Annotated in this window: 1 protein-coding gene; it reads right to left on the reverse strand. The window is 51.7% G+C overall.

What is annotated here, in order from left to right:
• Positions 1-206: DUF6514 family protein (locus tag NE547_RS18190; RefSeq protein WP_256176641.1), on the reverse strand; the 206-nt coding region annotated here is incomplete at its 3' end.
• Positions 207-288: the final 82 nt, after the last annotated feature.

The raw sequence follows: 288 nt of genomic DNA on the forward strand, positions 1-288 counted from the left end.
ATCAATGCGTCGATCCGAGTCACACTGACGGTGATGTGGGGGACGCAAGCCGTCTCCCCTTCTTCCCCCACCACCTTGACGCCGTAGCTTTCACAGGCGAAGCCGTCGCCCAATTCCAATTGGTCCACCAGGATATAATACGCGAAGGTATGGTTTGCTCCCGCCTCATCCTCCGTACGGCAGGTATCGACAAGCAGTTCCCTCATTTTGTGTACCTCCTCCCAGCGCCTCGGTTCGTAACTACATTATATAGTAATTTCCAGAATTTGCAAATTGAATTCTATCGCA

Origin of the sequence: Flavonifractor sp. DFI.6.63, assembly GCF_024462255.1 — a bacterium.
GTDB classification, from domain to species: domain Bacteria; phylum Bacillota; class Clostridia; order Oscillospirales; family Oscillospiraceae; genus Lawsonibacter_A; species Lawsonibacter_A hominis.